Origin of the sequence: Desertivirga xinjiangensis (assembly GCF_024436435.1) — a bacterium.
Taxonomy (GTDB): Bacteria; Bacteroidota; Bacteroidia; order Sphingobacteriales; family Sphingobacteriaceae; genus Desertivirga; species Desertivirga xinjiangensis.
In genome coordinates this window covers 694,140-719,305 of sequence record NZ_JAFMZP010000001.1, presented here as the reverse complement: position 1 = coordinate 719,305, position 25,166 = coordinate 694,140, and the positions used below count along the sequence as shown (strand labels likewise).

At 42.1% G+C, this 25,166-nt stretch carries 22 protein-coding genes; 16 read left to right on the top strand and 6 right to left on the bottom strand.

Annotation, left to right across the window (positions count from 1 at the left end; genetic code table 11):
* Positions 1-55: 55 nt before the first annotated feature.
* From J3P37_RS02975 to nadC, 3 genes are read right to left on the bottom strand one after another with little or no spacing between them, the layout of a single operon-like run.
* Positions 56-844 carry a M48 family metallopeptidase gene (locus J3P37_RS02975; RefSeq protein ID WP_256009509.1) on the bottom strand — a complete coding sequence of 263 codons (789 nt, stop codon included), beginning with the start codon at positions 842-844 and terminating at the stop codon, positions 56-58.
* A gap of 22 nt (positions 845-866) precedes the next feature.
* Positions 867-1,529 carry a glycerol-3-phosphate 1-O-acyltransferase PlsY gene (plsY, locus tag J3P37_RS02970; RefSeq protein WP_256009508.1) on the bottom strand — a complete coding sequence of 221 codons (663 nt, stop codon included), beginning with the start codon at positions 1,527-1,529 and terminating at the stop codon, positions 867-869.
* A gap of 57 nt (positions 1,530-1,586) precedes the next feature.
* The gene (gene nadC, locus J3P37_RS02965) at positions 1,587-2,438 is read right to left on the bottom strand and encodes a carboxylating nicotinate-nucleotide diphosphorylase (RefSeq protein WP_256009507.1); all 852 of its coding nucleotides are present in this window, start codon (positions 2,436-2,438) and stop codon (positions 1,587-1,589) included.
* 125 nt (positions 2,439-2,563) lie between these two features.
* Here nadC and gpmI point away from each other — a divergent pair, with 125 nt between their 5' ends.
* The 3 genes from gpmI to J3P37_RS02950 all read left to right on the top strand — a co-directional run bounded on the left by gpmI (position 2,564) and on the right by J3P37_RS02950 (position 5,305).
* On the top strand, positions 2,564-4,084 hold the full coding sequence (gene gpmI, locus J3P37_RS02960) for a 2,3-bisphosphoglycerate-independent phosphoglycerate mutase (protein WP_256009506.1): 1,521 nt from the start codon (positions 2,564-2,566) through the stop codon (positions 4,082-4,084).
* Between the two features lies 1 nt (position 4,085).
* Positions 4,086-4,625 carry a hypothetical protein gene (locus J3P37_RS02955; protein WP_256009505.1) on the top strand — a complete coding sequence of 180 codons (540 nt, stop codon included), beginning with the start codon at positions 4,086-4,088 and terminating at the stop codon, positions 4,623-4,625.
* Positions 4,626-4,750: 125 nt separating this feature from the next.
* Positions 4,751-5,305, top strand: coding sequence for a CAP domain-containing protein (locus J3P37_RS02950; RefSeq protein ID WP_256009504.1), 555 nt, complete (start codon positions 4,751-4,753; stop codon positions 5,303-5,305).
* Positions 5,306-5,419: 114 nt separating this feature from the next.
* Here the strand turns inward: J3P37_RS02950 and J3P37_RS02945 are convergent, their stop codons facing one another.
* Positions 5,420-6,061, bottom strand: coding sequence for a tetratricopeptide repeat protein (locus J3P37_RS02945; protein WP_256009503.1), 642 nt, complete (start codon positions 6,059-6,061; stop codon positions 5,420-5,422).
* 325 nt (positions 6,062-6,386) lie between these two features.
* On the opposite strand from J3P37_RS02945, the gene lon reads away from it, so the two are divergent.
* Both lon and J3P37_RS02935 read left to right on the top strand, forming a co-directional pair.
* Entirely contained in the window at positions 6,387-8,849 is a 2,463-nt protein-coding gene (gene lon, locus J3P37_RS02940) for an endopeptidase La (protein WP_256009502.1), read from the top strand.
* A gap of 380 nt (positions 8,850-9,229) precedes the next feature.
* Positions 9,230-10,267, top strand: coding sequence for a lipid A deacylase LpxR family protein (locus J3P37_RS02935; protein ID WP_256009501.1), 1,038 nt, complete (start codon positions 9,230-9,232; stop codon positions 10,265-10,267).
* Positions 10,268-10,274: 7 nt separating this feature from the next.
* Here J3P37_RS02935 and arfB read toward each other — a convergent pair whose 3' ends face one another.
* On the bottom strand, positions 10,275-10,688 hold the full coding sequence (arfB, locus tag J3P37_RS02930; protein WP_256009500.1) for an alternative ribosome rescue aminoacyl-tRNA hydrolase ArfB: 414 nt from the start codon (positions 10,686-10,688) through the stop codon (positions 10,275-10,277).
* A gap of 65 nt (positions 10,689-10,753) precedes the next feature.
* Here arfB and cmk point away from each other — a divergent pair, with 65 nt between their 5' ends.
* The gene (gene cmk / locus J3P37_RS02925) at positions 10,754-11,446 is read left to right on the top strand and encodes a (d)CMP kinase (RefSeq protein ID WP_256009499.1); all 693 of its coding nucleotides are present in this window, start codon (positions 10,754-10,756) and stop codon (positions 11,444-11,446) included.
* Between the two features lie 314 nt (positions 11,447-11,760).
* The gene (locus J3P37_RS02920; RefSeq protein WP_256009498.1) at positions 11,761-12,993 is read left to right on the top strand and encodes a glycosyltransferase; all 1,233 of its coding nucleotides are present in this window, start codon (positions 11,761-11,763) and stop codon (positions 12,991-12,993) included.
* A gap of 53 nt (positions 12,994-13,046) precedes the next feature.
* Here J3P37_RS02920 and J3P37_RS02915 read toward each other — a convergent pair whose 3' ends face one another.
* Positions 13,047-13,235, bottom strand: a complete 189-nt coding sequence (locus J3P37_RS02915) for a hypothetical protein (protein ID WP_256009497.1) — start codon at positions 13,233-13,235, stop codon at positions 13,047-13,049.
* Between the two features lie 179 nt (positions 13,236-13,414).
* Here J3P37_RS02915 and rpsA point away from each other — a divergent pair, with 179 nt between their 5' ends.
* From rpsA to J3P37_RS02870, 9 genes are all read left to right on the top strand, one after another.
* Complete coding sequence (gene rpsA, locus J3P37_RS02910; RefSeq protein ID WP_256009496.1) at positions 13,415-15,370, top strand: 30S ribosomal protein S1; 1,956 nt, start codon at positions 13,415-13,417, stop codon at positions 15,368-15,370.
* Between the two features lie 173 nt (positions 15,371-15,543).
* A complete protein-coding gene (gene pyrR / locus J3P37_RS02905; protein ID WP_256009495.1) occupies positions 15,544-16,086 on the top strand; it encodes a bifunctional pyr operon transcriptional regulator/uracil phosphoribosyltransferase PyrR in 543 nt (180 codons plus the stop codon).
* Between the two features lie 78 nt (positions 16,087-16,164).
* Positions 16,165-17,100: an aspartate carbamoyltransferase catalytic subunit gene (locus J3P37_RS02900; protein ID WP_256009494.1), complete on the top strand. Its 936-nt coding sequence runs from the start codon at positions 16,165-16,167 to the stop codon at positions 17,098-17,100.
* A 146-nt stretch (positions 17,101-17,246) separates the two neighbouring features.
* On the top strand, positions 17,247-20,273 hold the full coding sequence (locus tag J3P37_RS02895; RefSeq protein WP_256009493.1) for a tetratricopeptide repeat protein: 3,027 nt from the start codon (positions 17,247-17,249) through the stop codon (positions 20,271-20,273).
* Positions 20,260-21,963: a porin family protein gene (locus J3P37_RS02890; protein ID WP_256009492.1), complete on the top strand. Its 1,704-nt coding sequence runs from the start codon at positions 20,260-20,262 to the stop codon at positions 21,961-21,963. Before J3P37_RS02895 ends, J3P37_RS02890 begins: the two co-directional genes overlap by 14 nt.
* 41 nt (positions 21,964-22,004) lie before the next feature.
* Positions 22,005-23,156 (top strand): SPOR domain-containing protein, encoded by a 1,152-nt coding sequence (locus tag J3P37_RS02885; RefSeq protein WP_256009491.1) that lies wholly within the window; start codon positions 22,005-22,007, stop codon positions 23,154-23,156.
* Between the two features lie 5 nt (positions 23,157-23,161).
* Entirely contained in the window at positions 23,162-23,854 is a 693-nt protein-coding gene (locus tag J3P37_RS02880; protein WP_256009490.1) for a MotA/TolQ/ExbB proton channel family protein, read from the top strand.
* 66 nt (positions 23,855-23,920) lie between these two features.
* Positions 23,921-24,316 (top strand): ExbD/TolR family protein, encoded by a 396-nt coding sequence (locus tag J3P37_RS02875; RefSeq protein WP_256009489.1) that lies wholly within the window; start codon positions 23,921-23,923, stop codon positions 24,314-24,316.
* A gap of 1 nt (position 24,317) precedes the next feature.
* A complete protein-coding gene (locus J3P37_RS02870) occupies positions 24,318-25,136 on the top strand; it encodes an energy transducer TonB (protein WP_256009488.1) in 819 nt (272 codons plus the stop codon).
* Positions 25,137-25,166 lie beyond the last annotated feature (30 nt).

The window sequence follows — 25,166 nt, the reverse complement described above, 5'->3', positions numbered from 1 at the left end:
AGAGACCCCTGCGGGAACTCTACGGACAGGGTTGTGCCTAATAAATATAGTTTAATTATTTAAAGTATCTCCTTGCCTCTGGCAGATTTTTCTGGATATTGGAGATCCGGGTCTGATCGCTGGGGTGAGTACTCAGAAACTCGGGAGGAGTACCATTACTTTCTTTTGATGAGGCCATTCTTTGCCAGAAAGAAACAGCATTATCAGGGTTGTATCCTGCCATAGCCATAAAGATCAAGCCAAGCCTGTCTGCTTCTGATTCCTGGTTACGACCATATTTTAGTAAAGCGAGCTGACCACCTAAACCGTATAACTGAGAGACAGTCTGAGAGCCGGTTGCCGCGCCAACTACTCCACCGATAGCCTGCGCCCCCATTGTTTGTGAATAGCGTTCTTCGGAGTGCCTTGCAATAGCATGAGCGATCTCGTGGCCCATTACGGTAGCTAAGCCTGCATCGGTTTGAGTTACGGGAAGTATGCCGGTATATACCGCTACCTTACCACCTGGCATACACCAGGCATTAATATCTTTGCTTTGTACTACGTTAAACTCCCATTTAAAGTTATATTGGTTGGCATAGCCATTTTGATTCAGGTAGGTTTCGATCGCCCTGGCTATTTTATTCCCAACGTTCCTTACACGTTGTACATCCGCCCCACTGGTGACAACTTTCGTGGAAGGATCGGATAAGAATTGCCTGTAAGCTTGTTCTGCTTCTTGCTGGATGGCCTCTGAGTTGGCGAGGTTTAACTGACGGCGGCCTGTAAGAGGAACGGTCGTACAAGCAGCGATTATAGCAATACAAATTGCTGTACCGATTATTTTCAGACGTTTTGATTTCATTAGTATGTGTTTTTATTCTTGCTTAACAGTTTTCTGAGTCGGCTGTTTTTTTCTTGAAAAAATTAACACGGTTTTCTTTTCCCTTAAGTAATCTCTCTATGTTCTTCTGATGCGTAACTAATATCAGAACACAGATACACATTCCATAAAGCACTATTGATCTCAGAGGTGAGTGAAATATAAATATAATGCTTAGCGGGAAAGTAAACCCTGCCATAATGGAGCTCAGGGATACGTATTTAGAGATAAGAAGCACCACCATAAAGACCAGTATGCATAACAATGCTGCATGTGTATGAACAGCCAGGATCATTCCACAAAGCGTTGCAATTCCTTTTCCACCTCTGAAACCTGCAAATACAGGGAACAGGTGTCCCATAACGGCGGTGATCCCTAAAGCCAGCTGATAATTGGTAAACTGAACAGAATGCAGGGGACCAGTTACGGAAAGTCCAATGAAATAAACAAAATTAGTCGCGGTCCAGCCTTTAACAATGTCGATCAACATCACAGCTATTCCCGGCTTCTTTCCCAGTACCCTGAAGGTATTGGTAGCGCCAGCATTCCCGCTGCCATATTCGCGTACATCAATACCATAAAAGGCCTGTCCTATCCAGACGGCACTTGGTATCGACCCACACAAATACGCCGCTATAAGTGCTCCAATTGAATATATTGATATCATTTAGCTTGCAAGTATACTAAAAAAAGAAAGGTCAGATCAATGTAAGAATTTGAAAACTTAGTTTCTGACGGCTTTAAGACTCATGTCCAGGCTTTTAACCGAATGGGTTAATGCCCCCATAGAAATGTAGTCGACGCCACATCTGGCATATTCGAGCACATTTTCTTCAGTTATGCCGCCTGAAGCCTCTGTAACAAACTTTCCAGCTACCAGGCGAACAGCCTCTTTTAGTGTTTCAAAATCGAAATTATCAAGCAATATCCGGTCCACCTGTCCTGACGCTATAACTTCCTGTAACTCGCCCAGATTCCGTACTTCGATTTCTATCTGAATATTTTTATTCTTTTGCTTTATGTAGTTCTTTGCAGCATCCAGGGCCTGTTTGATACCTCCGGCATAGTCTACATGATTATCTTTAATCAGGATCATATCATACAGGCCGAAACGATGATTAACCCCTCCCCCTATCTTTACAGCAGCTTTCTCGAGAAAACGCATATTTGGGGTGGTTTTCCTGGTATCAAGTACTTTTGTACCGGTGCTGCCGAGCAGCTTAGTGATACGCCGGGTAGTAGTAGCGATGCCGCTCATACGCTGCATGGTGTTCAAAACCAGGCGTTCGGAAGTAAGTATGGAATAGACACTACCTTTTACCTTCAATGCTACATCTCCTGGTTTTACTTCTGCTCCATCGTTTATCAGCACCTCAATCTGCAATTCGGGATCAACGGCTTTGAAGATCTCGAGCCCGACCCCGAGGCCTGCCAGAATTCCTTCTTCCTTGATAAGCAGCTGAGCTTCGCCCTCCATACCCGCCGGAATTGTGGAAAGGGATGTATGATCCCCGTCGCCGATATCTTCAAGTAGGGCATCTTTTATAAATTTTTGAAGTAAGTCTTTTTCTTCCATAAACGCTGCTAAAATAACAAATACATAAAATATTATGGTATTGTTCAAATTTTAAGAAGTGAATTAAAGAATGGAATGTGACTTAGAACATTTGCTGTTTATTAATTCGGTGTATATTTGCCTTCGTGGAAAATAAAAAATTAGCACTTATCATATTAGACGGTTGGGGTTATGGCAGAGCCGACAAGTCTAATGCAATCGTTGCAGCGAAAACTCCTTTTTTTGACAGCCTGATAGCTTCGTATCCCAATTCGAAACTTGAAGCCTCGGGTATGGCAGTTGGACTACCTGAAGGGCAAATGGGAAATTCGGAAGTAGGGCACATGAACCTTGGTGCGGGACGCGTGGTTTACCAGGAGCTGGGAAGGATCCATAAAGCTGTTGACGACGGGGAACTAATATCAAACCCTATTCTGAAGGAAGCTTTTGATTATGCTAAAAGTGAAAATAAAAATGTCCATCTGATCGGGCTGGTCTCCGATGGCGGCGTACATTCACATATAAAACACATCTATGGCCTATGTGATGCTGCGAAAGCACACCAGGTAAGTAACGTATATATTCACGCTTTTCTTGATGGCAGGGATACAGACCCAAACTCGGGAAAAGGGTTCATCGCCAACCTCGAAGCGCAGATCGCCGGATCGCCTGCGAAGGTAGCATCCTTAATTGGCCGGTATTATGCCATGGATCGCGACAATCGCTGGGAACGCGTAAAGCTTGCTTACGATCTGATGGTACTTGGTGCCGGCACACCTGCCACCGACCTGGTTTCTAGTATAGAGCAATCATATAAAGAAGGCGTTACAGATGAATTTATGAAACCGGTTATCAGAGTGGATGAGGACGGTAAGCCCCTGGCAGTTATCGAACCGGGCGATGTAGTGATCTGCTTCAATTTCCGCACCGACAGGGGGCGTGAAATCACCCTGGCACTTACTCAAAAAGCGTTCCCGGAATATAACATGGAGCCTCTTGCTTTGAACTACATCACCATGACAAGTTATGATGATACATTTAAAGGTGTGAAAGTGGTTTTCAGAAAAGATGACCTATCTGATACGCTTGGCGAAGTTCTTGAAAGACATGGAAAAACGCAGGTGAGAATAGCCGAAACTGAAAAATACCCGCATGTTACATTTTTCTTTTCGGGCGGCCGGGAGAAAGAGTTTGTGGGCGAAAAACGACTCCTTGTTCCTTCACCAAAGGTTGCCACCTACGACCTTAAACCAGAAATGAGTGCTGAGGGTATTCGCGACTCTATCTGTGCCTATTTGCCGGAAGGAAAGCCCGATTTTGTGTGTCTGAACTTTGCAAATCCTGACATGGTAGGACATACTGGTGTGTTTGAGGCTGTAGTCAAAGCGGTAGAAACTGTTGATAGTTGTCTGCAAAAGGTAGTTGAAACAGGACTTTCCCTGGGCTACTCGTTCATTGTAATTGCCGACCACGGAAACGCGGATTATATGCTGAACGAAGATGGCTCGCCAAATACAGCACATACCACCAATCTGGTACCTTGTATTTTAGTGGACAAAGACTATAAGCATATTAACAATGGCAAGCTTGGAGATATTGCTCCTACTGTATTGCAAATCTTAAATGTCCCGATCCCCGAGAAAATGACAGGCGACGTGCTCGTTTAACATGAGGATCTTTATCTATCTTCTTTTAACAAGCCTTTATTTACTGACGGCTTGCTCCAATGAGCAAAAAGCTTCTGATGCCGGTATTTATTTCGACATCAGGGGCTTTTTTAAATCGGAGGCAGTCAGATTAACACAGCAGAACTCTTATCTTTATAAAACGGTTTCTCATAACGGGAAGTCAGAGACGCAGCAGCTGATCATTGCGGACTGGCCGAATGAGTTTGCACTGTTCAGCGAGTCGGATCTTAATAAACCATCCTGGAAAAACAGCTACAATATTGCTGAGAAGAGTAAGTTTTTAATTGAGTACTCGGCAAAAGAGGATAAATTACGCACCAGAAAGATCTGCATCAGCAAATCTGCGTCCGGAGAGATCGATCATATCTATATCCTGAATGAAAATTCGAACTTTTTATATTCCTCTGAGGAGGAATTAAACTACTACCCTGATTCTCTTTACCAAATAATCAAGCACCAAAAAGTCAGCTTATTGGGTGCAAATACCTACATCATCTCAGGAAAATTTAAAAAAAACTAAACTTCTAATTATTATCTACGTCTAAGGTTCTTGAGGAGCAAGAGTGCTGGATTAAGTTCAGGATGATGAAGAACTCCATTTGAGTATCGTTCACTTCTGTTTTTTAGATAAGATGTAAGATGAATATGAAGAGTTTTGTGTATGGTTTGATCGTTTTTTTAACATTGTCGTCCTGCTACACTGGCAGGTCTGCTTCCGGCAGCCCCCTGGTTTCGGTAAACAAAAGTAAGGCCGGGCTATCCAGTTTTCAATATGAGTTCCTGGACAGGATCAATCAACTGAGGGCAAGGGGTTGTAATTGCGGCAAAACCTATATGCCACCAGTGCCAGCTTTAAACTGGAACAGTCAGCTTGAAATGGCAGCGTTGGGTCATGCCCAAGACATGAGCCGGAAGAAATATTTTGACCATGTGAGCAAAAACGGAAAAACCCTGAAAGACCGCATATTTGAGACCGGCTATACTTACAACGGTTACCAAAGTTATTTTATTGGTGAGAATATTGCGATGGGACAACGCTCTATAAGAGAGGTGATGGACGGCTGGATTGGCAGTGAGAAACATTGTAAAAACCTGATGAACCCTGATTTTAAAGAAGTTGGAATTGCGGTGGTAAACTCCTATTGGGTACAGGACTTTGGTGCAAGGAATCCTTTTAGTAAGAATTCGGCCAGGCGGTGAGGTCGAGGGCACGCGGCACGTGTTCGCCAGCAAGGGATTTAAAATAAGTTCGGTATGACGAGTAAACAAAAAAGGGCGTCAAAAAAATTGACACCCTTTTTTGTTTACTAGCGACTAATTATCCAGGTTAGCCATATATACTTTTGCTTTCTTCATTTCATCGGCAATATCTTTGCGGGCCGGGTTGACGTCCAGCAAGCGCTGCAAATCATTAATGCATGCCTTGAAGGAACTTACCGCAGCGGCTTTGTCATATAACTTGGGTATTTTCTGACCTTTTAATATCCCGTAGTCCCTGTAAGCGATAGCCCTGTTCTGGTATACTTTTATGTCGTCAGGACTAAGCTCGATGGCTTTGCTAAAATCGCGTATAGCGGCCGACAAGAGCTTTTCGCGCTCGACCGGGGTGAGCGTACTGTTCATTTGTGCTCCCAAAACATTCCGTGCCTTTCCGCGGTAATAATAAGCGGATGTTTCATTCGGACGAATAGAAACTACCTGCCCGAACGTGCTGACTGCTTTTGCATATTCACCTGAATGATAATATGAATAAGCTAACATATACAGTACCTGCGGATTGCTTTTTTCGGCTGGCATAGCTTTCTCTAAATGAATAACTGCCTGTTTGAACTTCCCGTCCATCACCGCTTTTTGTCCTAAACTGACGTAGCTGTTTTGATTCTCGGTCTTTTGCTGAGCATTCGAAAGACCTGTTACTAACAATAAAACAAATAAGATTGATGTACTTAATTTCATCTGAGAATTTTATAATGAACTCACCTATAACGGTCGAAAGGTAATATTATTTCCAATTATTTGGTATATTTAAATATTACGCTCCCTCAAAGATATGATGAGTATTAAGCATTCTAGAACAGCTTTTACTAAGTTTTGTTTAAAGAATTCGACAAGGCCGGTATATTATTTAACACGGCTGACTTTTTAACAGACAAAATTGTAAGTACTTTCGCATTTTGACCGTTTATATGTAATTGGCACAACCATTGCGATATTCGATTTTCTATATAATTTACACGTACTAAAAGTTCAACTGTCAGTATGACGTTGAGAAAGGACATGAATGACTAATTTTGATTTTAATCAATCGTTACCCATAATAAATGAAGATACTGAGTTCTTTCCCCTGATGTCGCAGGAAGACGAAGAGGAAATGAATAAGGAAGAAACTCCTGAAATTTTATCCATTCTCCCTTTACGTAACACAGTACTGTTTCCTGGCGTGGTTATTCCAATTACTGTCGGCAGGGATAAGTCCATCAAACTTATAAAGGATGCGTATAAAGGAGATCGTACCATTGGGGTAGTTTCGCAACGTGATGTGGCTATTGAAGACCCTACCTTCGAACAATTGAATTCGGTTGGAACAGTTGCTCTCATCATCAAGATGCTTCAAATGCCCGATGGAAGTACTACCGTAATTATCCAGGGGAAGCAACGTTTCCGCTTACGGGAAGAGGTCCAATCCGACCCCTATATTAAGGCTACGATCGATAAGTTTGAAGAAATCAGGCCGAAGGCTGATAGGGAATTTAAAGCCATGGTGGCTTCTATTAAGGAGATGGCCATGCAGATCATTCAGTTTTCGCCAAACATTCCGAGTGAAGCTGCCATTGCAATTAAAAATATTGAAAGCACTTCTTTTCTTATAAACTTCATTTCTTCCAACATGAATGCTGACGTACCGGTCAAGCAGCAAATGCTGGAAGTTGCCAATTTGCATGACAGGGCCAAAATGGTTCTGGAACACCTGACCACCGACCTGCAGATGCTTGAGCTGAAGAATCAGATCCAGTCTAAAGTAAGGACTGACCTTGACAAGCAACAGCGGGAGTATTTTCTGAATCAGCAGTTGAAAACTATTCAGGAAGAGTTAGGCGGAAATACACCGGATCTTGAACTTGAGAGCTTAAGAGCCAGGTCTGAAAAGAAGGGATGGAGCAAGGATACCGGAATACATTTTAATAAAGAGCTAGATAAACTTGCCCGCATGAATCCGGCTGCAGCGGATTACTCTGTTCAGGTTAACTACCTCGAATTATTATTGGATCTTCCATGGAATGAAGTAACCAAAGATAACTTTGATCTTAAAAGGGCTGAAAAGGTCCTTGACAAAGAACATTACGGACTAGATAAGGTTAAACGCCGTATTATTGAATATTTAGCTGTATTAAAGCTGAAAAACAATATGAAGGCCCCTATCCTGTGCCTTGCGGGCCCCCCGGGAGTTGGTAAAACCTCCTTGGGTAAATCCATAGCAAAAGCCCTTGGCAGAAAATATGTACGTATCGCACTTGGTGGCATACGCGACGAGGCTGAAATTCGCGGGCACCGTAAAACATATATCGGCGCCATGCCCGGCAGAATAATCCAGTCCCTGAAAAAGGCAGGAGCGTCCAATCCCATCTTTGTGCTGGACGAAATTGATAAAGTTGGCAATGACTTCAGGGGTGATCCATCTTCGGCGCTGCTTGAGGTACTTGATCCGGAGCAAAATAATGCTTTTTACGATCACTATGTAGAACTTGACTACGATCTTTCAAAGGTGATGTTCATTGCAACTGCCAATTCGCTCAGTAGTATTCAGCCTGCGCTGTTAGACCGGATGGAGATCATTGAAGTAAATGGTTATACCATTGAAGAAAAGATTGAAATTGCTAAACAGCATTTGCTTCCAAAGCAGATCGAACAGCACGGTTTGAAGAAAAAGGATGTTGCCCTAAAACCTAATGTCATTGAAAAGATCATTGAGGATTATACACGCGAATCGGGTGTACGGGGCCTTGAAAAAAAGATTGGATCTGTGGTCCGTGGCATAGCTACCAAAATTGCAATGGAAGATGAATATAATTCAAACCTAAACAAGGCTGAGGTTGAAGCTATTCTTGGAGCACCCGTATTTGATAAAGATCTGTACGAAGGCAACGATGTTGCCGGAGTTGTTACAGGTTTAGCCTGGACACAGGTAGGTGGTGATATCCTTTTTATTGAATCGAGTATTAGTCCGGGAAAAGGAAAATTATCATTAACCGGTAACCTTGGTGATGTGATGAAGGAATCGGCCAGTATTGCTATGGCTTACCTGCGTGCGCACTCAGAAAAGTTTGGCATTGATTTCAGGTTGTTTGACAAATGGGACGTCCATGTGCACGTCCCGGCAGGGGCTACTCCGAAAGACGGCCCTTCTGCCGGTATTACGATGCTTACTGCTCTGACATCGGCTTTTACGCAGCGCAGGGTTAAGCAGCACCTGGCAATGACCGGAGAGATCACCCTTAGAGGGAAAGTTCTGCCTGTAGGTGGTATCAAAGAAAAGATACTGGCTGCCAAGCGTGCCAATATCAAGGAGATTATTTTGTCGAAGTCTAATCAGAAAGACATCCTGGAAATTAAGGAGGATTATATTGCGGACCTTACTTTTCACTATGTGAGCGAAATGAAAGAGGTGATCGATATCGCCCTGACAAACGAAAGAGTGAAGGACCCTATTGATCTGACGATAAAGGACCTTTCTGAGGTTATTTAAGGTAGCTTTTGGAATAATCATTCACAATATTAAGGAGACCAAAAAGCGTTTCAAGGCGTCTTGCTGAATTCATTCGGCATCTCTTGAATAAGGTATGGAGCACATTGTCTGGCAAGAGTTCCTGAAACAAGTTCAGGATGACGAAGAAATTCAACTCGGTTACAGACTGTAGCCCACAGACGGTGGTTTCAGCTTCAGGGCTAGCTTTAATCCTCTTTTCGGATATGGGTCCTTTGTGCCTTTCGCTGGTTTAGGCTTCGGGTACAGTTTTTAAGTTGTACATTGCAAGCTTGAAACCTGAGAGGGTAATCCAAAAAGCCTGAGGTCGTCAGGCCCATCCTGAATCAAGCTTAGGAGGACGATCCAGCGACTCTTGAATAATGTATGAAGCACTTTTTAGACAAGAGATCCTGAAACAAGTTCAGGATGACGAAGAACTAACCATTTCTGGAAACCCTCATGCTAACACTACTATGAAAATCATTTATTTCTATCTAACTATCTTCCTTCTCTTACCCGGTCTATCCTATTCACAGCAGGAAAATTTTAGAAATGAATTTGGTTTCAGAAGTGATAACGATGCCTATCTCGCAATGGGGCAGGATAGATATTATACTAACGGACTATTTATCACTTTCCGGCATGCTTTAAGGGAAAAGTACCAGGAAGGAGCAAAAAAAATATGGGAAGCTGAATTGGGGCAATACCTGTATAACGCTGTAAGCGGGAACATTCCATCTCTTAACCTGGTAGACAGGCCATTTGCAGCATATTTATATACCGGGTTTAAAATGAACTGGTTTAAAGGCAATGAAGATCATTTTCAGGCTGGTCTTCAGATAGGAACTATAGGACCGGCTGCATATGGACGGGAAATTCAGCAGACGCTTCATGACATCGTTGGTTTTTACGAGATACGGGGATGGGAATACCAGGTAAAAAATGAGGTTGGGATAAACTCTTCATTTGGCTTCAACAAACTGCTTGTTAGAGGAGGGAATAACGACCTGAGCCTTCGAACTTATGCAAATCTGGGAAACACTTTCACGGGTGCTGGTGCAGGTTTATTATACAGAACAGGCAATATAAATAAGTTTTTCAAATCGGTTAGCGATAATAGCCGGATAAGTAATTCATTGAACGATAGTATTCCCCGGAAGGAAGCTTTTTTTTACGCAAGGCCGATGTTAAACTTCATAGCATATAATGCAAGCCTGCAAGGCGGTATGTTTAAAGAAGATAAAGGGCCTGTGGTTTTCACTCCTAACCGCTTGCTCTTTGCACAGGAACTGGGCGTGATGTATGCGAAGAACCGCTGGTCGCTTAACTTCTCTGTAATTTTTCAGAGCAAAGAACTTAAAGAACAAAGAAAGGCTCACCAATACGGATCGGCCAGTATTTTCTATAGGTTCAACTGATCGTTTTTTATTCGGCTCCCCAATTCCCCTTCCGGCCCAGCTTTTTAAAAGCTTGTTTCTGTTTGTTCAGGAGTCTTTGTTCAACGGCAGATCTGTGTGGTTTGGTAGCTTTTCGAGGCTTTTGGACAACCAGTGCTGCACGTAAAATAACATATAACTTATCTAACGCCCTCTCTTTGTTTTGTAACTGACTACGTGCCTCATCGCTAATAACCTGGATTGATCCGTTGGCAGTCATTCTGTTATTAAGTTTTTCAGCGATACGTTCCTTTTGCTCTTCAGTAAACAGGTCTGCCGAATGAAAATCGAAGTTAAGCTCCGCTTTGCTTGAAACTTTATTTACATGCTGTCCCCCCTTCCCTCCACTTCGGGATGTTTTGAAACTAATGTAAGGAAGCAAGTCTTCTCTGGAGAAAATCATCTGACAAAATAACCGAAATATGCATAGCTTGTTTAAAAATCATCCCGAAATTATACCTTTGTCAGGTGAGGTCAAAAAATATCGTTATTGCTATAGATGGATATTCGTCCTGTGGCAAAAGTACTTTAGCCAAAGCACTGGCTAAAAAACTTCATTTCATATATATAGATACAGGAGCGATGTACCGGGCAGTAACGCTTTATCTTCAACGTAATCGCATCAACTTTGAGGATGTGGAAAAAGTAGAACAAGCTCTGAATGACATCCATCTGAACTTTCACTCACGCGATTATCAAAGCCATATTACCTTAAACGGCGAAGAGGTTTCTGAAGAAATCAGACAGATGTCGGTTTCTGAACAGGTAAGTGAAGTGAGTGCTATAAAAGCTGTTCGCCGGGAAATGGTTAAACAGCAGCAACGAATGGGAAAATCTAAACATGTAGTTATGGACGGGCGTGACATCGGTACTACTGTTTTCCCTGACGCACAGATCAAAATCTTTATGACGGCAGATCCGAAGATCCGTGCAGAAAGGCGTTTTAAGGAACTGGAAGGCAAGGGAGAGGTCGTGACGCTTGAAGAGGTTTTTGAAAACATCGCACACAGAGATTACCAGGATACTACCAGGAAAGAAAGTCCGCTCACCCGTGCCGACGACGCTATTATTCTGGACAATACAGATCTTACAGAAGAGGAACAGCTTAATTTCATCCTCGAAAAGATCAAACGTTTCCTGCTGGAAAATCACCTGGAATAAGTACCATCCCGCCGGTTCTTAGAAAAAATTTGTCAGGTATATGATGTGAGTTCAAATGCATACATACATATATCTGTCAATTTCCTTAAAGTAAAAACTTTGTTCTTTCAATCCCGTTATTGTTCTTACTGTATACTATAGATCGTGAATAATCTTTAGCACTTTATTTGCTGATAGTTCTTGATCTGTTGTGAAGTTTTTGAACAATGAAACCGTCATGTACTATACATATAACCGGAATGAACAAATAATGCTATGCATGATGAGCTCATCGCCTTTAAACAAATTAACCCGATGAAAAACAAATTACTCTGATGAAAATATCCATTTCTACCATTGGAACACGAGGCGATGTACAACCCTATGCTATACTAGGAGAAGCCCTTGCAGCCAGGGGGCACCAGGTAACACTTTCTACGTCTAAAAATTTTGAAGAACTGGTGCGGAGTTATAATATCGATTTTCATCCCGTCAATGTCGATTACCAGGAAATATTGAATTCGGAAGAAGGAAGTAAGATCCTGAAGGTTAACATTTTTGCTATCCAGCGAAATCTAGATCGCCTGATCTATCCTCTGATAGAAAAATCACTCAACGAATGTTATCAGCTGGCTCAGAGCAGCGACCTTTATATCTACAGGCCTAAAACCTTATCAGACGTTTTTACAGGCCGGCTTAAAACTAAATCGATCAGAGCCGCCGTAGTGCCTGCAATGGAAGAAACAGCAGCCTTTGTTAACCCAATTTTCAGCGGTTTCTGGCTTCCACAGTTCCTTAATAAATGGAGCTACAAATTGAACAGTTTCAGATACAAGTTATTGAGCAAACCTTTGAACCAATTCTATCAGCAGAACGGATTGGCAGAATACAAACCGCAAAAAAACACTAACGAACTATCTCTTTACGGCATAAGCGAACATTTCCTGGAAAGACCTAAAGACTGGTCTGCTGACCATCAGCTAACGGGTTTCTGGTTCCCAAAACGTAAGCAGAATACACTTTCACCAGAACTAAGCCGCTTTTTGGATGAAGGCGAGCCTCCTGTGCTTATTACATTCGGAAGCATGCAAGTAAAAAAAGAAGTCGTGTCTATGATCATACACACCGCCTGTGAGATGCCAGACCGCTTCCTTATCGTTTCATGCTGGAGTGACTGGCAGACAGATATCGAAACGGCCGGCAAGGGTGTGATGATCATTCCAAATGCTCCATTCGAGCAATTGTTCCCGAAGGTAAAAGCCATTGTCCATCACGGTGGCATTGGCACAACAGCCGAATCCCTGCGTGCAGGAAAACCTATGTTTGTATGCCCTGTGCTCTACCCTGTAGGAGATCAGTTCTTCTGGGGCGACCTTGCATATAAAAAGAACCTCGCTGTAAAGCCAATACCCCTGCACCGTTTAACAGCATCCATATTCAGGGAAAGGATCTTCCAGCTAAATGAGCCGGGACTTATAAAGAATTGTGAAGAAATGGCTTTGCGTATATCCACAGAAAATGGAGTAGAGAATGCAGTGGATCTGATCGAACGGGCGGTTGAGGAGTGATGAATTATAAGTTATAAGTTGCGGGGGACAACTTATAACTTATAACTTACAACTTACTCTTCCTCAGAGTCCATTCTATCAAACATCTGTTCATCCTGCGGCTGCTGCCATTCCAATTTATGCTTTCTGTTAGCTGTTTTAAAGGCATCGTCAACTGGATTCTCCTTAACCCTGTTGTCGGCTGCATTCGCATCCATCTCATTTTCGTTTGGTTCCCTGTTTCCTTTTGTTTGGTTTTCCATATAAGTAGTTTTTGCTTGAATAGTATAACATAGTCTAACTTATATAGTTTCAGTAAACATATTATTGTAAATGCGCTATATATCAATAAAATAATTGGATATTTTTCTTTTGATTAGAATGAATTTGCATACCTTTGCAGTCCCAATTAGAAGTTGGGAAAAAGGAGATAAATTAATTAATGGCCAAAAAACAAGAAGCAGAAAAGGAGCTACTTGCTAAATCAGCAGAACTCCATGGCGAAGAAACCAACACGGTTACAAAAGAAAGCATTGAGTCAGAAGCTGATTCATTGTCAATTGAAGACATTAAGTCTAAAACCCTGGTAACACCTTCAGGTGATTTCGATTGGGACAACAACGAAAAAGGATTCGGAAACTACAGCAATGAAGAGCGCGCAAAGCTTGAAGAACTGTATGCCGGAACTTTCAACCAGATTAACAAAGGTGAGATCATCACCGGTACTGTTGTTAACATCAACAACAAGGATGTGGTATTAAACATTGGATTTAAGTCTGATGGTATGGTATCATTATCTGAATTCCGTGACACTCCTGATCTTAAGGTAGGCGACACGGTAGATGTTTTCGTAGAATCACAAGAAGACGCTAATGGTCAATTGGTTCTTTCACGTAAACGTGCTAAAACTCAGAAGTCATGGGAGCTTATCAATGAAGCTTTAGAACAAGATAAAATCATCACTGGTTTTGTTAAAAGCCGTACTAAAGGTGGTCTTATTGTTGACATTATGGGTGTTGAGGCATTCTTGCCAGGCTCTCAAATCGATATTAAGCCTATCCGCGATTACGACGTTTACGTTGGTAAAACAATGGAATTCAAAGTGGTTAAAATCAATCACGAGTTCAAAAACGTTGTGGTTTCACATAAAGTTCTTATCGAAGACGATCTTGAAAACCAAAAAACTGAGATCGTTGCTAAACTTGAAAAAGGACAGGTTCTTGAAGGAACCGTTAAAAACATCACAGACTTCGGTGTATTTATCGATCTTGGCGGTGTTGACGGATTACTTCACATCACTGATATTTCATGGGGCCGTATCGAGCATCCGAAAGAAGTATTATCACTTGATCAAAAAATCAACGTGGTTGTTCTTGACTTCGATGACGAGAAAAAACGTATCGCACTTGGCTTAAAACAACTTACATCTCATCCTTGGGAATCTCTTGATACAACTATCGAGGTAGGTTCAAAAGTAAAAGGCAAGATCGTTACTGTTGCTGACTACGGTGCATTCCTTGAAATCACCTCAGGTGTTGAAGGTTTGATCCACGTATCAGAAATGTCATGGTCTCAAAACCTGCGTAATCCTCAGGAATTCCTTAAAGTTGGAGACGAAGTTGAAGCTCAGGTATTAACTCTTGACCGCGATGAGCGCAAGATGAGCCTTGGTATCAAACAACTAACTCCTGATCCATGGAAAGATATCGCTGCTAAATATCCTGTTGGAAGCAAATACAAAGCTGTTGTTAAAAACATGACTAACTTCGGTGTATTTGTTGAAATCGAAGAAGGCATCGACGGATTGATCCACATCTCTGACCTTTCATGGTCTAAAAAGATCAACCACCCTAATGAATTCACTAAAGTTGGTGAAGAATTAGATGTAGTTGTTCTTGAACTTGATGAGGAGAACCGTAAGCTTAGCTTAGGACACAAACAATTAGAAGAAAACCCTTGGGAAACTTTTGAAACTATCTTCACTATGGATTCTATCCATGAAGGAACAGTATTAAAAGTAACTGATAAAGGTGCGATCATTGCTCTTCCTTATGGTGTTGAAGGATTTGCTCCAAGCAAACACACTGTAAAAGAAGACGGCAAAACGTTGAAAGCTGAGGAAACTGCTGAGTTCAAGATCATTGAATTCAACAAAGAATCTAAACGTATCGTTGTTTCTCACTCTCGTATCTGGGAAGAGGCTAAAGCTGAAGCTCGTAACGAAGAGAGATCTCAGAAACAAAAAGACGTTAAAGCTACAACAAGCGCAGTTAAGAAAGTTAAAGACTCAGTTGAAAAATCAACTTTAGGTGATCTAGGCGTGTTGGCTCAATTAAAAGAGCAAATGGAAGGTGCTGAAAGCAAAGCCAAAAAATCAAAAGAAGAAGATTCTGAATAATTAATTCAATGTCATCAAGCCCCGCTATGCAAATAGCGGGGCTTTTTTTGTGGTATGATTCTTATAATCAGCAAACGCACGTGTCACGGTTTCTAAAATCTACGCAGGCTTTTAGCGACTTTTATGTTTTTCAATCAAACATTCTTTTTTTACCTTTGCTCAAATCAAAACTGATGCAGAACTTAACACTCTTAGACGGTCCGAAATTCCAGATAACAATTAAACGACTTTGCCATCAGCTTATTGAAAACCACACTGATTTTTCTAATTCGGTAATTTTAGGTATACAGCCTCGCGGCATTTATCTGGCTGACAGAATTGCGTCTGAGCTAAAAAGTATTCTGCCTCAGGCCAATATTCTGAACGGAAATCTGGATATAACTTTTTTTAGGGATGATTTTAGACGGCGTGAATCGCCGCTGGTACCTAACACCACAAAGATCGACTTCATTATTGAAGGCAAAAAAGTGATCTTGGTGGACGATGTATTATGGACCGGGAGAACGATCCGTTCTGCAATGGATGCCATGATGGCCTTTGGCCGTCCCGAAAAAGTGGAGCTGCTGGTGCTTGTAGACAGACGTTTTTCGAGACATCTGCCTATTGAGCCTGATTATATCGGCATTCAAGTGGATTCTATTAATTCACAGAAAGTGCTTGTGAGCTGGAAAGAAACAGACCAGGAGGATAAAGTAATATTGCTATCTGGAAAATAGCAGAGAAGGAAATTAATAGGGCAATTATAATAAGGGTAATCACGAAACAATTACACATCCGGCAGAATAAAATATACAATGGCAGATAACAATCAGATTCTTGGCACAAGGCATCTTTTGGGTATAAAAGATTTGAATGAAAAAGATATTCAGCTGATTTTTGAAACTGCGGACACATTTAAAGATGTATTAAACAGGCCAATAAAGAAAGTTCCGTCTTTAAGGGATGTGACTATCGCAAATGTCTTTTTCGAAAACTCAACAAGGACCCGGTTATCCTTCGAACTTGCACAAAAAAGGCTTTCGGCCGATACTATAAATTTTGCAGCCTCATCCTCTTCCGTAAGTAAGGGCGAGACTCTGATAGACACGGTTAATAACATCCTTGCCATGAAAGTTGACATGGTAGTAATGCGTCACCCCTATCCGGGAGCAGGTATATTCCTGAGTAAAAAGGTGAATGCACAGATTGTAAACGCGGGCGACGGAGCACATGAACACCCAACCCAGGCCCTGCTGGATGCCTTTTCCATCCGGGAACGATATGGGGATGTTGCAGGGAAAAAAGTGGCTATTGTGGGCGACATCCTGCATTCGCGGGTAGCGTTGTCAAACATTCTTTGTCTTCAAAAGTTAGGCGCAGAAGTGATGGTTTGTGGTCCAACAACCCTGATCCCTAAATACATAAAGACTTTAAACGTCAAGGTTGAATATGATTTGATGAAAGCTTTGCAGTGGTGTGATGTGGCAAATATGCTTCGGATCCAGCTGGAGCGACAAGACATCAGGTACTTTCCTTCGCTTCGTGAATATTCCATGCTTTACGGCTTAAATAAGGAGATCCTGAATTCGCTGGATAAAGAGATTACGATTATGCATCCCGGCCCGATCAACCGTGGCGTAGAGATCACCAGTGACGTAGCCGATAGTAAACAATCTATCATACTTGACCAGGTCGAAAATGGTGTAGCTATTCGCATGGCTGTTTTGTATCTGCTTGCAGGTCAGCGATAAAGTTTAATTTATACTTAATACTTATCAACAAGGTATACCTTTTAGCCTTTCTAAACGTTATTTTAGGCAGATTTTCCACATTTGTTAGTTTCTAACGAGGATGATCCCCTGACTTTTACTGTTAACTTAGCGACAATCAATAAGATATGCTCAAGAAATACATCCTTACAACATTTATACTTTCATCCTCAATTATAATAAGCCAGGCCCAGCACACCGAATGGTATACCCTTAATCGTTCGTATAAATCGGGTCTAGAGCTACTGGAGAAGAGGAAGTTTGCTGCAGCAAGCGAGCAATTCAGTCGTGTTGAAGACTATCACACACTGCCTTCCACGCAGCCTGCAGACAGCCGGCAGGTTTCGTTATTAAAAGAAAACGCTCAATTCTACGTGGCTGTATGCGCCCTGGAACTAGGCAATATGAATGCTGAAAATTTGTTCCTAAAATATATCCGTGAATATCCTGCCAGCGCTAATACCAAATCGGCATATTTTCATGTAGGCCGCTCCTATTTCGACAAAAAGAACTATGAAAAAGCATTGGAGTGGTTTAAACAAATTGATGCAAACGGACTGACAGCTAAAGAAAGCGAAGAATACCGGTTTAAACTGGCGTATTCTTACTTTACTCTCAAAAAGTACCAGGAGGCAGAGCCTCTGTTTGCTAAACTAAAGGATGAGAAAGGTCCTTATAACGAATCGTCAATCTATTATTTTGCGTACCTCAATTACCTGGATGCGGATTACACCACTGCTCTGAGGGAATTTGAGCGCCTGCAAAACTCTGCAACGTACAAATCAAGTTATCCTTATTATATCTCTGCCCTGTATTTTCTTAACAAAAGGTATGATGACGTGATCAGTTATACCATACCGGCGATAGAAACTATCGATCAGAAATATAAGGCCGACATGTACCGTATTGTAGGCGCTACTTATTTTGCAAAAAATGATTATAAAACATCGGTTAGTTATTACCAGAAGTTCCAGGACCTGGACAGAGGTCAAACGCAGAACAACCAGGATAATTACCAGATTGGCTATGCTTACCTGAAACTGGGTAATCATAAAAGGGCTGTTAAGGAGCTGGAAAAAATGGGAAGTCCTGATGTTTTCTACCAGCATGGGATGATCACCCTTGGCGATGCGTTTATCAGGGATGGTAATAAGCAAGCTGCAAGGAATGCTTTCTTCCGTGCGTCGAAGCTCGAATTTGACCCCAAACTGAAAGAAGAAGGCTTGTTTAATTATGCCAAACTTTCATATGAGCTGGAGTTTCACTCTGTAGCCTTAGACGCGGTTCAGGATTTCCTTAAGACCTATCCTAAATCGCCGAAAATTAACGAAGCTAAGACCCTCCTTGGTGAAGTACTGCTTTCTACAAAAAACTACCGGGAAGCTGTTAATATACTTGAAACAATCACTAACAAAAATACTGAAACGAAATCTGTATACCAGCGTGTAACCTATTTCAGAGGTTTGGAGTTTTATAATGAACGTGCCTTTGAGAATAGTATATCCATGTTTATCCGTTCACAAAATAGTGCTGTGGACGAAGAAATTGAAGCGCTTGCTACCTACTGGCTTGCTGAAGCTATGTTTGAGGTGAGAAAATATGGAGAATCGGTTGATCAGTTTGAAAAGTTCCTGGCGATGCCCAGCGCGAAAAAAACTGACGTCTACAACTTCGCAAATTATGCTTTGGGCTATTCGGCATTTCAAAACGACAATTTCGGAAAGGCGGCAAATTACTATGAGCGCTTCCTTGTTGGTAATGATAAAGACAAAAACACCGTCAACGATGCTACGCTCCGGCTGGCAGATTCTTACTTCGTATTAAAACACTACGATAAAGCCATGCAGCAGTATAATAAGATCATTGCCTGGAATGCTTCGGGTGAAGATTACGCATTGTTCCAGAGGGGTATGATCCAGGGCTTGCAAGGTCAGAATGATGCCAAAATTAATACACATCAGTCCCTGCTTGCACAGTATCCTAAATCAAACTATGCGGATGACGCCGGTTTCGAAATTGCTTATACTTATTTTGTAAAGGGAGACCTGGAACGCGCGAAGACCGATTTAACTGCCCTGGTAGAAAAATATCCGCGTAGCAGCTACATTCCAAGAGCCTTAGTTACCATCGGACTGGTACATTATAACCAGGATAAAAGTGATGAAGCTCTGGTTGCTTTCCAGCGCGTTGTAAAAGAGTACTCTACCACGGATGAAGCAAAGCTTGCACTTGAATCTATTAAGAACATATACCTCGACAGAGCAGATGCCGACGGATTTTTAAATTATGCCAACACCACCAGCATAGGTAACCTGAGCACTGCGGAGCAGGATAATATCACCTTCCAGGCAGCTAACAACCGTTTCCTTAAAGGTGACTTCCAGGGTGCATTCGAAGCCATCAATGCCTATTTTGACAAGTTTCCCAAACCGATACATGAGAAACATGCCAGGTTTGTTCGTGCTGAAAGCCTTGTGAAGCTGAACCGTCCCGATGAAGCGATTCCTGATTATACCTTTATTCTAAACGACTGGACCAGCGAATACACAGAGCGGGCCCTGATCAGCATTTCAAAGCTTTACCTGGCTCAGAAAAAATATAATGAGGCTATAGTTTATCTTAAGAAGCTTGAACTTACTTCAGAATATAAAGCTAACTACGGTTTTGCTGTAAACAACCTGATGGAAGCATATTACCACATGGAGATGCATGATGATGTGTTCAAATACGTTAACTTAATTAAAACGTTTGATAAGGCTTCTACTGAAGACAAGTTCAGGGCAAGTCTGTATGCCGGGAAAAGCCATCTGGCAAAAGGCGATACCACTACCGCTTTAAAGGAGCTGACTGAAGTGGCTACCAAGACTACAACCGTTAATGGAGCCGAGGCTAAATATCTTACAGCTCTTATCCAGCACCAGCATAAAGAATATAAAGCTGCTGAAAAAACTGCGTTTGAGCTGATCAACAAAATGCCTTCGCACGATTACTGGGTAGCTAAGAGCTTCATTCTTCTGGCCGATAATTATGTTGCTATGAAGGATACATTCCAGGCTAAGAGTACCCTTCAAAGTGTCATAGACAATTATGAAGGAAAAGACGACATTCTGCCCACGGCTAAAGAAAAACTTAATCAGTTAAATGAGAAGAAATAAAAAAATGAAATTCAGATATATTCCATATACAATCTTTTCCTTGCTGCTAACTGTTGCTGCTCAGGCGCAAACCAAGCCAGAAGATAAAAAAACTGATCCGGCTAAACCGGCCTCAGGAACACTGACTGAAGAAATTGAAGTTGTTCGCCCCTATAAGCCCGTTTTGGCGGATGCTGCTAAGATCAGAAGAAGCCCCGACCTGAATAATCACAAGCCATTCAGGCCCAATCAAACTTATCTTATCTTAGATAAAAGGCTGGAACTGAACAGCGATATAAGACAGCTGGATGCGCAGGAATTAAATGCTGCTCCTGCGCCATTGTTTGAAAATAATTATGCTAAACTCGGCTTCGGCAACTATGGCACCGCGCTAGGCGAACTTTACCTGAATACCGGTAATGATGAGGCCCTGCAGGCTGGCTTTTTTATGAAGCACCTTGGGCAAAGCGGCGACCTCAATAAGCAAAGGGGCACCCGGCAGGAACTGGGTATCTATGGTAAAAGTATCATGGACAAAATCACGGTGAACGGTGAGCTGGGTTTCGACAGACTTTCGACCAATTTTTATGCGGTCAACCCAAATATTTCCAATTTCAATCCTGACCCCAAAAAACAACGGTTCAGCACTATCAGCCTGAAAGGTGAATTACTGAAAAACTACGAGCAGACTCAGTCTTCACTGGACTATGCCTTAAAGGCTGATGCCTACACTCTTTCGAGCAGGTATGGGTCAAAAGAAACCTCATTTGCACTAAGCGGCTTTTTTAACAATACCTACAAACAGTTTAACATCGGTGTAAACAGTTCTATTGACTTCACAAAAACGAAGGACTCTCTGGATATTGGAAACCACATTTTCAGAGCTAACCCCTATGTTAAATTCCAGGGTAAGAATTATAAAATATCCGTGGGCGTCAACTTTGTTCAGGAATTTGGAGAAAACAGCCGCACTAACATCCTTCCTGTTGTTATTGCTGAACTTCCTGTTGTTCCCGGATATGCTACCATTTTCGGAGGCTACACAGGCGATGTGCTAAAGTCGTCACTGAGGAACTTCGCCTATGAGAACCCTTACCTCAGAAAAAACCTGATTGAAAATGCTATCGAAAAAGCCAATGTATATGGTGGTGTTAAAGGTAATGCAGGAGCAGGTTTCGGATTTAAGGCCATGGTTTATTACAAAACCATCCAGAATATGCCTTTATATGCGAACAGCCCCGAAGGCCTTGAACGCTTTGAAATACGATACGATGGTGGTAATAGTAAAGTTATAGGCCTGGAAGGCGAATTAAATGTAAAAGCATCGGAAGTTCTCTCCTGGACAGGAAAGGTTGAGATCAACAAATATGACATGGCCACCGAGGAGAAAGCCTGGATGAAACCAGGTATTCGTTTACACTCAAATGCGCGCTTAGCTATCAACAAAAAGATCAGAATTGACGGTCAGCTAGTGTTAAACGGTGATACCGATGCCCTCACTTATGAATATGTCGAGGGCTTGGATCCTCAACGTCGTATTGTCACAATTAAGAGCTACCTTGACCTTAGTGCAGGTGCAGAATATTTGATCAAGGATAAGTTTGGTGTATTCGTAAGAGTTAACAATCTGTTCGGAAACGAGTACCAGCAATTTTTATATTATCCAAAGTTCGGAATAAACGCCATTGCGGGTCTTAATTATTCGTTCTGATTGTTTTTGCGTAAATTAATTTTTAAAGTATTTTTACCGGGATGGATGTAGGCCTGTATGTTTCTGAATTACTTGATGAGCTTAATGAGGTAAGTTTACCTGGAATAGGAACGTTTTCTAAAAAAAGGACGCCTGCATTCTTTGATAAAAACCAGGACCTGTTCTTCCCCCCGGCAGAAGAAGTAGTATTTGAAGATGGAGATGCAGAGGTTAGCGCCGGTTTAATTAAGCTTATCTGCCGGGAGAAAAATATCTCGGAGCCTTCAGCCAGGTACTTTACAGAGAAATATACAGATTCTATAAAACAATCCCTGCAAATCAAGGGATTTGCGCAGATCGGACCAATAGGCAAAATACGGTCGGGTGAAAACGGTATTATCTTTGAATCAGAAAGCATTGCGGCAACTAATGGTCATGCTTTCGGATTGAGACCGGTGAAAGAAATCAGGCCATATAAGACAGCTGACAAAGTTATACCTGAGGAAGTTAAACGGGACGAAATTACACCTGAGCAAGTTATCCTACAGGATATTGCAGCGGCTGAACCTGAAGTTGTGCCTGTACCACAGAAGGCCTCTCCAGGCACTCTTGACAGCAATACACATAGCGGTGTGAATACTTACACCGATACTGATACCAGGTCATACAAAACAGGGATTATTATAGTCCTTATTTTGCTGATTGCTGCAGCTATTGTAGTAGGTTCTTATTTTTACTACCCTCAGGTGTTCAATCAGATCCGAAGGTCTGATTCGGTGGCTGTTCCGGTTAAGAAGCAGTTACGTGTTGCGGCACCGGTAACTTTGAAGGATTCTATTGCGAAGGCTGATAGTATTATGGAGAAGAATTTTGAGGAGCTAAACGACGAAGCGATCTCCGTTGAGAAGTCAAGAGATACTATAGACATCAGTACTAAGGTTACCCCTATTCCACAGGACACTCTTCAGCCTGTTCCGGGGGTAAGATATGAAATTATTTGTGCTGCCTTTCACCGGCGATCGGAAGCCGAGGAATTTGTGAGGATCACCAGGCAGAAAGGAATAGATGCCAGGATTGTTGTTGATGAACGAAAGCCAAAATATAAAATAAGTTTAGCCAGCTTTAAAGACAATGAAGCGGCACAAAAAGAGAGAAGACGCATTCAGGAAAAGATAGCAAAGGATGCCTGGATTTTAACCATAAAAAACAAATAACACACATGCTTTTATTACAAGATACCATTTTACCTGATACAGTTGCTACTGCGGCCAGCCAATCAGTTCAAGCTGCAGAGGATTTGCGATTTATTGATCTGCTTATCAAAGGGGGTTGGGTTATGGTTCCGCTTGCCATCCTGCTCTTCCTGGGCCTGGTGATATTCATTGAACGTTACATGACAATCAGAAAAGCATCCCGCGATGAGTCGAGCCTCATGGTGCAGGTAAAGCAAAATATACTAAGCGGAAGACTGGATTCAGCAATCGCTATTTGCAGGAACAGTAATACTCCGCTTGGCCGCATGCTTCAAAAAGGACTGCTGCGCATTGGCCGACCGATTAAAGATATTGAAGGTGCAATTGAGAATATAGGAAAACTTGAAGTTTCGAAGCTTGAAAAAAACATCAGCATCCTGGGTATCGTTGCGGGTATTGCACCGATGCTTGGTTTCGTTGGAACTATCGCAGGTGTGATCCGCATATTCTATAATATCGCCCAATCTGATAATATTAGTATGGGATTGATTGCAGATGGTTTATATCAAAAGATGATCACTTCTGCTGCTGGTTTGATCATTGGTATCATAGCCTATGTGGGATATCATATTCTAAACATCATGGTAGATAAAGTGATCCTGAAGCTGGAAACAGATGCCATCGAATTTATTGATTTATTAGAGGAACCAGGAAGGTAATTAAAGCAGCCTGACGGATGAGCTTAACACCCGGGCAAGCTTTAATAAACGTACAAAATATTACAAATGAATTTAAGAAAACGAAAACGTCCCGCAGCGGAAGTACATACTTCAGCGATGAACGACATTATGTTTTTCCTGATGCTGTTTTTTCTTATTGCTTCTACTGTTACCAATCCTAACATCATAAAATTATTGTTACCCAAGTCTGATTCGGGACAATCTGTTTCGAAAAAAACCGTTAGTTTAGCAGTAACCAAAGATCTTGAGTATTATCTTGACAAGCAATTAATCAGACTGGAAGACATCCAGCCAAGATTAACTGCTTACAAACAGCAAGCTCCGGAACTCACCATAATACTTTCGGTTGACCGGACAGTTGCTATACAGGATGTCGTTCAAATTATGGACATCTCAAACAAGATGGGAATCAAACTTGTACTTGCAACAGAACCAAAATAAAATGCAGTACCGCGAAGAAAATAATTATCCCAAGGCACTGGCTTTTTCGGCGGCAACAATGATCCTGTTCCTTCTGATCAGCTATCTGATAAAATTTGCGGCTTCTTTACCCGAGGAAGAGATAGGAATGGGTGGAGTTGTAGTGAATTATGGAACAACAGAGGTAGGCATGGGCGAAGACTTCATGAGTATCGATGAACCTTCCGTAGCTCCGGTGCCTAACAACACACCTGTTACGGAGATTACTCCTACAGAAACAGAACCTACTCCCGCTACGGAAACAAGCGACAGAACTGTTGTTACGCAGGATGCGGAAGATGCTCCGGCAGTAGCTACAGCAAAAACAAATACCAGTAAGTCAGTTGCCCCGACTTCCGAGACCGCGAAACCCAGTAAGCCCACCGTTAATCAGAATGCCCTGTATAAGGGAAAAAAGAATGACGGCAAGGGTGCAGGCGATGGTACAGGAACGACTCCCGGTAACCAGGGAGACCCCGACGGTGATCCTATGGCATCTAATTATGGTCAGGGCGGATCTGGCTTTGGCAATACACAGCTTGATCTGAAGAACAGGAGTTTTGTAAGCAGACCAACAGTACAGGATGACGGACAAAGTTCGGGCAGAATTGCCGTTGAGATCCGTGTTGATAAAAATGGCCAGGTTGTTTATGCCAGGGCAGGAGTTAAAGGTACCACTTTAACAGACCAGGCCTTATACAGAAAGTGCGAACAGGCAGTGTTGGGTTCGAGGTTCAATGCACTCGAGAAGGCTCCTGATGTTCAGATAGGAACAGTGGTGTTTAACTTTAAAGTGAAGTAGATTGAATCAGACCGAAAGGTTTCCCATTCA

Excerpts from the sequence above, each read along its gene's own strand:
- J3P37_RS02975 (WP_256009509.1), bottom strand. The coding sequence starts at position 844 with ATGAAATCAAAACGTCTGAAAATAATCGGTACAGCAATTTGTATTGCT.
- plsY (WP_256009508.1), bottom strand. The coding sequence starts at position 1,529 with ATGATATCAATATATTCAATTGGAGCACTTATAGCGGCGTATTTGTGT.
- nadC (WP_256009507.1), bottom strand. The coding sequence starts at position 2,438 with ATGGAAGAAAAAGACTTACTTCAAAAATTTATAAAAGATGCCCTACTT.
- J3P37_RS02955 (WP_256009505.1), top strand. The coding sequence starts at position 4,086 with ATGAGGATCTTTATCTATCTTCTTTTAACAAGCCTTTATTTACTGACG.
- J3P37_RS02950 (WP_256009504.1), top strand. The coding sequence starts at position 4,751 with ATGAAGAGTTTTGTGTATGGTTTGATCGTTTTTTTAACATTGTCGTCC.
- J3P37_RS02945 (WP_256009503.1), bottom strand. The coding sequence starts at position 6,061 with ATGAAATTAAGTACATCAATCTTATTTGTTTTATTGTTAGTAACAGGT.
- lon (WP_256009502.1), top strand. The coding sequence starts at position 6,387 with ATGACTAATTTTGATTTTAATCAATCGTTACCCATAATAAATGAAGAT.
- J3P37_RS02935 (WP_256009501.1), top strand. The coding sequence starts at position 9,230 with ATGTATGAAGCACTTTTTAGACAAGAGATCCTGAAACAAGTTCAGGAT.
- arfB (WP_256009500.1), bottom strand. The coding sequence starts at position 10,688 with ATGATTTTCTCCAGAGAAGACTTGCTTCCTTACATTAGTTTCAAAACA.
- J3P37_RS02920 (WP_256009498.1), top strand. The coding sequence starts at position 11,761 with ATGAAAATATCCATTTCTACCATTGGAACACGAGGCGATGTACAACCC.
- J3P37_RS02915 (WP_256009497.1), bottom strand. The coding sequence starts at position 13,235 with ATGGAAAACCAAACAAAAGGAAACAGGGAACCAAACGAAAATGAGATG.
- rpsA (WP_256009496.1), top strand. The coding sequence starts at position 13,415 with ATGGCCAAAAAACAAGAAGCAGAAAAGGAGCTACTTGCTAAATCAGCA.
- pyrR (WP_256009495.1), top strand. The coding sequence starts at position 15,544 with ATGCAGAACTTAACACTCTTAGACGGTCCGAAATTCCAGATAACAATT.
- J3P37_RS02900 (WP_256009494.1), top strand. The coding sequence starts at position 16,165 with ATGGCAGATAACAATCAGATTCTTGGCACAAGGCATCTTTTGGGTATA.
- J3P37_RS02895 (WP_256009493.1), top strand. The coding sequence starts at position 17,247 with ATGCTCAAGAAATACATCCTTACAACATTTATACTTTCATCCTCAATT.
- J3P37_RS02890 (WP_256009492.1), top strand. The coding sequence starts at position 20,260 with ATGAGAAGAAATAAAAAAATGAAATTCAGATATATTCCATATACAATC.
- J3P37_RS02885 (WP_256009491.1), top strand. The coding sequence starts at position 22,005 with ATGGATGTAGGCCTGTATGTTTCTGAATTACTTGATGAGCTTAATGAG.
- J3P37_RS02880 (WP_256009490.1), top strand. The coding sequence starts at position 23,162 with ATGCTTTTATTACAAGATACCATTTTACCTGATACAGTTGCTACTGCG.
- J3P37_RS02875 (WP_256009489.1), top strand. The coding sequence starts at position 23,921 with ATGAATTTAAGAAAACGAAAACGTCCCGCAGCGGAAGTACATACTTCA.
- J3P37_RS02870 (WP_256009488.1), top strand. The coding sequence starts at position 24,318 with ATGCAGTACCGCGAAGAAAATAATTATCCCAAGGCACTGGCTTTTTCG.